The organism is Kitasatospora sp. RG8 (assembly GCF_017813315.1).
Taxonomy (GTDB): domain Bacteria; phylum Actinomycetota; class Actinomycetes; order Streptomycetales; family Streptomycetaceae; genus Kitasatospora.
Map to the genome: position 1 here is coordinate 39778 of NZ_JAGIYX010000048.1, position 9387 is coordinate 49164.

General features: G+C 74.8%; 7 protein-coding genes and 1 pseudogene. 4 read left to right on the forward strand and 4 right to left on the reverse strand.

Translation table 11 applies throughout. From position 1 onward, the window contains the following. Window positions 1–51 precede the first annotated feature (51 nt). Window positions 52–2301, reverse strand: coding sequence for a SpoIIE family protein phosphatase (locus tag J5Y04_RS38950; protein ID WP_209417275.1), 2250 nt, complete (start codon window positions 2299–2301; stop codon window positions 52–54). Window positions 2302–2633: 332 nt separating this feature from the next. After that, window positions 2634–3083: an ATP-binding protein gene (locus tag J5Y04_RS38955; protein WP_209417276.1), complete on the reverse strand. Its 450-nt coding sequence runs from the start codon at window positions 3081–3083 to the stop codon at window positions 2634–2636. Window positions 3084–3673: 590 nt separating this feature from the next. Between J5Y04_RS38955 and ureA the strand changes: the two genes are divergently transcribed. The 3 genes from ureA (at window position 3674) to J5Y04_RS38970 (ending at window position 7252) form a co-directional block, all read left to right on the forward strand. Then, complete coding sequence (gene ureA / locus J5Y04_RS38960) at window positions 3674–4384, forward strand: urease subunit gamma (RefSeq protein WP_209417277.1); 711 nt, start codon at window positions 3674–3676, stop codon at window positions 4382–4384. Window positions 4385–4454: 70 nt separating this feature from the next. Continuing rightward, complete coding sequence (locus tag J5Y04_RS38965) at window positions 4455–6176, forward strand: urease subunit alpha (protein ID WP_209417278.1); 1722 nt, start codon at window positions 4455–4457, stop codon at window positions 6174–6176. A 32-nt stretch (window positions 6177–6208) separates the two neighbouring features. Further along, a complete protein-coding gene (locus J5Y04_RS38970) occupies window positions 6209–7252 on the forward strand; it encodes an agmatine/peptidylarginine deiminase (protein ID WP_209417279.1) in 1044 nt (347 codons plus the stop codon). A 120-nt stretch (window positions 7253–7372) separates the two neighbouring features. On the opposite strand, the gene J5Y04_RS38975 is transcribed toward J5Y04_RS38970, so the two are convergent. Beyond that, a complete protein-coding gene (locus J5Y04_RS38975; protein ID WP_209417280.1) occupies window positions 7373–7597 on the reverse strand; it encodes a hypothetical protein in 225 nt (74 codons plus the stop codon). A gap of 152 nt (window positions 7598–7749) precedes the next feature. On the opposite strand from J5Y04_RS38975, the gene J5Y04_RS38980 reads away from it, so the two are divergent. Next, window positions 7750–8355 carry a TetR/AcrR family transcriptional regulator gene (locus J5Y04_RS38980; protein WP_209417281.1) on the forward strand — a complete coding sequence of 202 codons (606 nt, stop codon included), beginning with the start codon at window positions 7750–7752 and terminating at the stop codon, window positions 8353–8355. A gap of 52 nt (window positions 8356–8407) precedes the next feature. Here J5Y04_RS38980 and J5Y04_RS38985 read toward each other — a convergent pair. Beyond that, a pseudogene (locus tag J5Y04_RS38985) lies at window positions 8408–9387 on the reverse strand (protein phosphatase 2C domain-containing protein); the annotation flags it as partial.

Here is a 9387-nt window from a genome sequence, read left to right on the forward strand (position 1 = left end):
CGAAGCCCCCGCCTGCCCTCCGGGCGGACCACGGGAGCGTGAAGCCGGACCCTAGGCCGCGGGCGTGGCCGTGAGCTCGAACCACATCCGCTTGCCCGAGCCGCGCGGCTCCACGCCCCAGCCGTCCGCCAGCGCCTCGACCAGCATCAGCCCGCGCCCGGAGGAGGCCTGCTCCCCCGGGGTCCGGCGGGTGGGCCAGAGGTCCGACTCGTCCTCCACCTCGACCCGCAGCCGGGCCCGGCCGCCGTCGGCCACCGGCTCCCGGTAGAGCCGGGCGGTGAACATGGCGTCCCGGTCGGTGTGCCGGATCGCGTTGGTGACCAGCTCCGAGGCGAGCAGCTCCGCGGTGTCCACCAGCTCGGCCACGCCCCAGCGCCGCAGCGCGTCGCGCAGCTCGGCCCGCACCTCGGAGATCCGGGCGAGGTCCGCCTGGCCGATCCGGCGGCGCAACTGCTGGGCGGCGAGGCCGCCCTCCGGGCCGTCCCAGCGCAGGAGCAGCAGCGCTATGTCGTCCTCGCGCTCGCTGTCGTCGGCGGCCTGGGAGGCGATCCGGTCGGCGAGGCCCTCCAGCGGGTCGCGGGCCTGCGCGGCGTGGCCGTCGAGCGGACCGGCGAGCGCCGAGGTGAGCCGGGCGATGCCGTCGTCGAGGTCCATGCCGCGCGCCTCGACCAGGCCGTCGGTACAGAGCAGCACCGTCTCGCCCGGGTCCAGGCTGAAGCGGGTGACCCGGTACTCCTCGTCGGGGGCGATGCCCAGCGGCAGCCCGCCCGCGACCGGAACCACGGAGGCGGTGCCGTCGGCCCGGCGGACCAGCGGGTCCAGGTGACCGGCCCGGACGGCGTACACCACGCCGTAGTCGACGTTCACCTCGGCGTAGGTGCAGGTCGCGAAGTGGTCGGTGTCGAGGTCGGCGAGGAAGCGGGAGGCCCGGGCCATCACGGCGGCCGGCGGATGGCCCTCGGCCGCGTACGCGCGCAGCGCGATCCGCAGCTGGCCCATGATCCCGGCGGCGTGCACGTCGTGCCCCTGGACATCGCCGATCACCAGCCCGACGTGGCCGCCGGGCAGCGGGACGACGTCGTACCAGTCGCCGCCGATCTGCAGACCGGAGCCGGCCGCCAGGTAGCGGACGGCGGTGGAGACCCCGGGCACGGACGGCACGGTGCGCGGCAGCATCACCCGCTGGAGGCCGGCCGCCAGCTCGTGCTCGGCGTCGTGCAGCCGGGCGCGGGCCAGCGACTGGGCGACCAGGCCGCCGAGGGTGGAGAGCAGGGTGCGCTCGTCGGCGTCCAGCTCGCGGTCGTCGTCGAAGCTGACCACGCAGACGCCGATCGCCCGGCCGCTCGCCACCAGCGGCAGGAAGGCCCAGGAGCTGCGGCCGGTCCGGCTGGTCGGCTCCCAGACCTCGGCGTAGCGCTCGCGGTACTCGTCGCGGCTGGCGATGAAGACGGGGGCGCGGTTGCGCAGCGCCTCGGCCGCCGGGTGGGCGGCGGGCAGCACCGAGCGGTCCCAGACGGCGAGCTCGTCGGGCCGGTAGCCGGAGGCGCCGAGCATCTGCACCCGGCCGGCCTCGAAGGAGGCCAGCACCAGGCCGTCCGGCGGCAGGCCAGGCAACGGCAGCTCGGTGAAGACCCGGGCGACGTCGCGGACGGTGACGGCCTCGGAGAGCGCGCGGGCGGCCTCCTTGATGAACCGCGAGCGCTCCTCGCGGAGCAGGGCCATCCGGTCGGCGCGGTCGCGCTTGTGCAGCTCGACGGTGGCGTCCCAGACGAAGCCCACCATCCGGGAGGCGCGGCCGAAGGCGTCCGCGAGGACCCTGCCGCGGAACCGGACCGCCCGCATCGCCCCGTTCGGCCCGACCGTGCGGTAGTAGGCGCCGCACTGGCCCAGCTCGGCCACCGCGCGCTCGACCCGGCGGCGCACCACGGGCGAGTCCTCGGGGTGCAGCAGGGCCAGGAAGGAGGCGGAGGTGCGGTCGAAGCGGCTCTTCTCGGCCGCGTCCAGGCCCATGATCGTGCAGGCCCGCTGGTCGCCCTCCAGGACGTCGCGGCGGATGTCCCAGTCGAAGGAGCCGATGCCGTTGGCGGCCATCGCGGGCTCCAGCCAGTCCGGCGTGGAGTCCCCCGAGGGGACCGGCAGGCCGCCGGAGAGCATCGGCGCCAGCCGCCCGGCCGCCAGCCCCGGCGCTGTCCTCAGCGCGTGCCTGCGCACCGCCTGGGCGGGTGGTCTCGCCCGCCCCGACCCGGCCGTGGACTGGCCGGGAGGAAGCGCCGACCCCGGGGACTCGGGCTCAGTGGGCATGCTGCTCCTGCCGCTGCCGTGGCGGACCGCGCCGACCGTTCCGGCGGGCCGCGTGGCGGTGTGATGGGTGGTGCTGGACAATGCCGTGCGACGGCGGTGGTCAGTCGAGGTGAGGTCTCCCCGCTGCTTCCCGCACGCGGACACACATTCCCACCATCCTGGCCAATGTTCGGCCGAGCGGCAATGGCAACGGGCCGGAAATCTTCCGCCGTCCCTTCGGCCCGGCGTTCCGTTCGATGGCGAACGACGTTATTCACCCCGGCCCCGGCAAGGCTCCCCGGCGGTGGACCGGGCAGGCCCGGCGGCCCCGGCGGTGGACCGGGCAGGGCGGATCAGGGCGAGGCCAGCTCGAACCAGGTGACCTTGCCGTCCCCGCGCAGCTGCACCCCCCAGGCGTCGGCCAGCGCCTCGACGAGCACCAGCCCGCGCCCCGAGGTGGCGTACTCGGCGTCCGGGTCGCGGCGGCGGCCGGGCAGCCGGCCGGCGCCGTCCCGGACCTCGATCCGCAGCCGCAGGTCGGCGGTGAGCACCGCGTCGAAGACCGCGCCCTGGCCGGTGTGCAGCAGCGCGTTGGTGACCAGCTCGGAGGAGAGCAGCTCGGCCGTGTCGGCCAGCTCGGGCACCCCCCAGTCGCCGAGCGCGGTGCGCAGCCGGTGCCGGACCGCGCCGACCGCGACCAGGTCGGCCGCGTCGACCGCCAGGTGGAGCCGGCGGTGCAGCGCACAGCCGGGCGCCGGTGTGCCGGGAAGCGCCGGGCCCGCTGCGCCGGTGACGCCGGGCATTCCCGGTACGCCCGGTGCGCCGCCGTGGGCCCTGGGCCGGAATGCGTCCCCCGAACTCGTCCGCTGCCGCGGGAATCGCGACTGACCGTCCATCAACACATGCCCCCGCCCTCAATCCGGGCACCCGGTGCCGGATCCCCCGCCGGCCGGGTGGCCCCCTCGTTCTGACCACCATCCTCATGCCCAGCTTTCGGCGTTTGCAACAGTGCGCGTGCGATCACCCGTGGTGAAAGGGGCACGGGACGGTCCGCGTGATCCAACTGCCGGGGCCGGACAGGTTTGCGAAGCGTACGGGCGGCTTTCGACGCCGTCCGGTCATCGCGGGGCAGGACGCGCGCCCGGCGCACCCCGGCCTGCGGCCCGGTCCGGCCCGGCCCAGCCCGGCCCGGTCCCGCCCTGCCTTGCCGGACCCGGTCCCGCCGCGGCCCGCGACACGCCCGCGGACCCGATGGCGGCGTCCGGCGAGCCGAACACCCGGGGACGGGCAACGCTGGACAGGGCGGCCGGGTCCGGGTTCAATGGCCCGGGATGTTTGAACGCCGTTCTAACTTCAACCCCCCACCCTCCCCGGCGACCGCGAGCGAGGAACCGTGCGACTGACCCCCACCGAGCGGGACCGGCTGCTGATCTTCACAGCAGCCGAGCTGGCCCGTGCCCGCCGTGCCCGAGGCGTACGCCTCAACATTCCCGAGGCGCACGCCCTGATCGCGGACACCGTCTGCGAGGCCGCCCGCGACGGCAAGCGCCTCGCCGAGGCCATCGAGGCCGGCCGCTCCGTGCTCACCGCCGCCGACGTCCTGCCCGGCGTGCCCGACGTGGTCACCGTGATCCAGGTCGAGGCGGTCTTCGAGGACGGCACCCGCCTCGCCGTGGTCAACGACCCCTTCAAGGGCGCCGGCTCGCTCGGCGACGAGGCCCCCGGCGGCGCGCTGATCGGCGAAGGCACCGGCTACGACCCCGTCGAGGAGTCGGTCGTGGTGCCCGTCCACAACACCTCCGAGGTGCCGATCTCGGTCACCTCGCACTTCCACTTCTTCGAGGCCAACCCGCGCCTGGCCTTCGACCGCGCCGCCGCCTACGGCACCCACCTCGCGGTGCCGGCCGGCTCCTCGGTCCGCTTCGACCCCGGCGCCACCGTCGAGGTCGGCCTCGTCCCCATCGGCGGCGCGCGTGTCGCCATCGGCTTCGCCGGCCTGGTGGACGGCCCGCTGGACGCCCCCGGCGCCAAGGAGGCCGCGCTGGCCAAGGCCCGCGCGACGGGCTACCTGACCAGCTTCGACGACGCCGAGGTGCCCTCATGAGCGAGCGGGGCGAGCACCTGGACAGAGCGGCCGCGCCGGCGTGGCCCACCGAGCGAAGCGAGGCCGGAGCATGACCGCGATCAGCCCCCACGACTACATCTCCGTGCACGGCCCCCGCGCCGGTGACCGGATCCGGCTCGGCGACAGCGGCCTGATCGTCCGGGTCGAGTCCGACTCGCAGGCCCCGGGCGACGAGTTCCTGGCCGGCTTCGGCAAGACCGCCCGCGACGGCCTGCACCTCAAGCCCGCCGCCGTCCGCGACACCTGCGACGTGGTGATCAGCAACGTGCTGGTGATCGACGCCGTCCAGGGCATCCGGAAGACCTCGATCGGTCTGATCGGCGGCCGGATCGCCTCGATCGGCCGGGCCGGCAACCCGGACACGCTGGACGGCGTGGACGTGGTGGTCGGCACCGGGACGACGATCGTCTCCGGCGAGGGCATGATCGCCACCGCCGGCGCCATCGACACGCACGTCCACCTGCTCTCGCCGCGGATCATGGAGGCCTCGCTCGCCTCCGGCGTCACCACGATCATCGGCCAGGAGTTCGGCCCGGTCTGGGGCGTCGGCGTCAACTCGCCCTGGGCGCTGCGGCACGCCTTCAACGCCTTCGACGCCTGGCCGGTCAACATCGGCTTCCTCGGCCGCGGCTCCTCCTCCGACGAGGCCCCGCTGATCGAGGCCCTCGCCGAGGGCGGCGCCTCCGGCTTCAAGGTGCACGAGGACATGGGCGCGCACACCCGCGCGCTGGACACCGCGCTGCGGGTCGCCGAGGAGTACGACGTCCAGGTCGCCCTGCACACCGACGGCCTCAACGAGTGCCTCTCGGTCGAGGACACCCTCAAGGTGCTGGAGGGCCGGACCATCCACGCCTTCCACATCGAGGGCTGCGGCGGCGGGCACGTCCCCAACGTGCTGAAGATGGCCGGCGTCGAGAACGTCATCGGCTCCTCCACCAACCCGACCCTGCCGTTCGGCCGGGACGCGCTGGGCGAGCACTTCGGCATGATCGTCTCCGCCCACGACCTCAAGGTCGACCTGCCCGGCGACGCCGCGATGGCCCGCGACCGCATCCGGGCCGGCACGATGGGCGCCGAGGACGTGCTGCACGACCTCGGGGTCATCGGCATCACCTCCTCCGACGCCCAGGGCATGGGCCGGGCCGGCGAGACCGTCCGCCGCACCTTCGCCATGGCCGGCAAGATGAAGGCCGAACTCGGCCCCCTCGACGGCACCGGCTCCTACGGCACCACCGAGGGCGGCGACGACAACGAGCGCGTGCTGCGCTACATCGCCAAGCTCACCATCAACCCCGCCATCGCGCACGGCCTTTCGCACGAGGTCGGCTCGATCGAGATCGGCAAGCTCGCCGACATCGTGCTCTGGCGCCCCGACCACTTCGGTGCCAAGCCGCAGCTGGTCCTGAAGGCCGGCTTCCCCGCGTACGGCGTGGTCGGCGACCCCAACGCCTCCACCGACCGCTGCGAACCCCTCGTCCTGGGACCGCAGTTCGGCGCCCACGGCGCGACCGCCGCCGACATCTCGGTGGCCTTCGTCGCCCAGGCCGCCGCCGACGGCGCCTACCTGGACCGGGCCGCCGACGGCATGCCCACCCGGCGCCGGCGCGTCGGCGTCCGCGGCACCCGCGGCATCGGCCCGCGCGACATGGTGCGCAACGCCCGGGTCGGCAACGTCCAGGTCACCGAGACCGGCCTGGTCTCGCTGGACGGCTCCCCGCTGCGCTCCGAGCCGGCCGACAGCGTCTCGCTCAGCCGCCTGTACTTCCTCTGACCCGCCCTCACCTCCACCACTAGGACTCCACGATGACCTCCCCCACCCCCGCCTCGCTCGGCTTCCGGATGCCCGCCGAGTGGCACCCGCACGAGCGGACCTGGATGGCCTTCCCCACCTCCAACCCGACCTTCGACAGCCCGGAGAGCCTGCACGCCGGCCGCGAGGCCTGGGCCGCGGTGGCCAACACGATCGTCCGGTACGAGCCGGTCACCCTGGTGGTCAACACCGGTGAGTCCGGGGAGGCCCGCAAGTACGTCTCCGAGCAGGTCGAGATCGTCGAGCGCCCGCTGGACGACGCCTGGATGCGCGACATCGGCCCGTCGTTCCTGATCGACGGCAAGGGCTCGCTCGCCGCCGCCGACTGGATCTTCAACGGCTGGGGCGCGCAGTCCTGGGCCCGCTGGGACAACGACCAGCACATCGCCGAGCACATCGGCGAACTGACGGGCGTCCAGCGCTTCGTCTCGCGGCTGATCAACGAGGGCGGCGGCATCCACGTCGACGGCGAGGGCACGGTGCTGGTCACCGAGACCGTCCAGCTCGGTGAGGGCCGCAACTCCGACTGGACCAAGGAGGAGGTCGAGGCCGAGCTGCACGCCTTCCTCGGCACCACCAAGGCGGTCTGGCTGCCGCGCGGACTCACCCGCGACTACGACGAGTTCGGCACCCGCGGCCACATCGACATCGTCGCCTCCTTCGTCCGCCCCGGCGTCGTGGTCGCCCACGTCCAGCCGGACCCGTCGCACCCCGACCACGAGGTGTGCAAGGAGCTCGTGGCCATCCTGCGCGCGTCCACCGACGCACAGGGCCGGGAGCTCCAGGTCATCGAGCTGCCCGCCCCCACCGTCCTGCTGGACGAGGAGGGCGAGCCGGTCGACTACTCCTACATCAACCACTACGTGGCCAACGGCGCCGTGATCCTCTGCGGCTTCGACGACCCGCGCGACCAGGAGGCCGCCGCCATCCTCGGCGAGGCCTACCCCGGCCGGACCGTCGAACTGGTCGACGCCCGCGAGATCTTCGCCAACGGCGGCGGCATCCACTGCATCACCCAGCAGCAGCCGAAGGCCTGACCGGCCGGCCGTCGGGTGGTGCGGCGCGACCCGTCGGGTCGCGCCGCACCACCCGACGCCCCCGTCACTGCTCCGTCACATCGCCCCCGTACCAGGGGACGACAGACGTCTCCGTCACCGTCACTTGAGATGCCTCCCCAGGTCGTCGGTGGTGAGGCCGTGCGTGCTGTGCATCGCGATCGAACTGCAGGCGGCGCGCCGGGCACGCGCCTGCGCGAGGTGGGCCTGCTCGGCGAGCAGGCCGTCCACGTTCTCGGTCGGTCCGTTGCGGCGGTGGTGCAGGTACACCGCCAGGCCGGTCACGATCACGGCAAGACCGGTGATCAGGGCGATCAACGTGGCCATGGCCACCCCTCAAGGTCGTCGTTCCCCCACTGGTACGTACCCGGAGGACTGGCGGCCGAACCGGACGTCGTCCCGCTCCGTGCCCCTGCGGGCACGGCCAGTATCGTGGGCAGCAGGCGGCACGGCCGCCACCGCACAGAGGAGAACAGCAGATGGCGGACGCCCGCCCGCGCCGCCCGGCGCGCCCCCGCGAGGAGGTCTTCGCCACCGCGCGGGCCGCGATCGCCGAACACGGGCTCGCCAAACTCACCATGGCCGGCCTCGGCAAGCAGCTCCAGATGAGCGCCGGGCACCTGCTCTACTACTTCGGCAGCAAGGACCAGCTCCTGCTGGAGACCCTGCGCTGGAGCGAGGACCAGCTCGGCACCCGCCGCCACGCCGCCCTGACCGACGGCACCCGGGACGTCTGGGACCGGCTCACCGCCTACACCCGCCTCTACCTCCCCGAGGGCCCCGGCGACCCCCGGTGGATCCTCTGGGTCGAGGTCTGGGGCCGCTCCCCCGCCAGCGAGGAGCTCCGGCAGGGGCAGCTGGAGATCGAGGCCCCGTGGGACGCGGACCTCGTCGCCCTCCTGGAGGAGGGCAGCGCCTCCGGCCGCTTCACCCCCGGGACCGCCGCGGACCGGGCCGCCCAGATCCGCGCCCTCCTCGACGGCCTCGCCGTCCCCCTGGCCCTGGGCCTCCCCGGTTCCGGACGCCCCCGGGCACTGCACCTGGCCGAGTCGGCATGCGGCACCCTGCTGGGCGCCGGCCGCTGACGCGCCCCCGCTCCGGGGAGCGTGCTCCGGGGGACCTGCTCCGGGTCGGCCCTCAGCCGGTCCAGATCGCGGCGGCCGTGCGGTCGTCGGCGTAGCCCCTCGCCCTGACCTGGACCTGGCGGAGGAAGTCGACGGTGCCCGGCGGGTGGGGGTGGGCCCAGTGGGACGAGAGGAAGTGGGCGACGGCCGGCTCGTCGGCGATCGGACGGGCCAGGCCGGGGGTGCAGAGCAGCAGGATGTCGCCGACGGTGGCCGGGACCATCCGGAAGCGGAACGGGCGCGGGTCCGGCACCGGGGTGTCCGGCACCGGCGGCTGACCGTCCGGGTGGTGCAGCAGCCGCGCGGCGTACGCGTCGATCCAGTGGCCGGAGCGCAGCAGGTAGAGCCCGCCCGGTCCGACCCCGAAGGCCGCCCGGTAGGACGCCTCCGGGTCGAGCGAGAGCAGCATGCAGTGCAACGCGGCGGGGGACTGAGCGCCGTCGTCGCCCTCCGGTTCGGGGGCGAGCGCGCGCAGCGGGGCGGCGGCGCTGGTGGCGAGCCGTTGGAGGCCGTACCGGAGCCGGTCGCGGGCGCCGTCGCGCAGGTCGGCGGCGAGCCCGGTCCGGCTGCGGCCGATCGCGCTGGCGAGCTGACGGACGGCCTCGGCGGTGGCGGTGGCGACGGCCTCGGGGGCCACCTCGCCGTCCGCGGCGCTGCGGTCGAAGCCGCCGAGCGCGGCGAGCAGCAGGCCGTCGGGCGCCTCGCCGAACCTGGTCACCAGCAACGTGTCCCGGCGCGGCTCGCCGCGGTAGCGGGCGGAGTCGCCGCGGACCGAGACGGCGCGCAGGGTGGCGGCGCCGTACTGGGCGCCTTCCAGCACGGTGTCCGGTACGACGGCGCCCAGCATGCCCGGGTCCGCCTCCGGCACGGCGGTCGGCTCGGGCGCGTACGTGGGCGGGCGCTCGCCGACGTGCGGCACGGCGGGCCCGGCACCGGCGAGCACCGACCGCTGAGCGGGGCGCGGCGCGGGGGCGGGTTCGGGGGCGGGGGTGG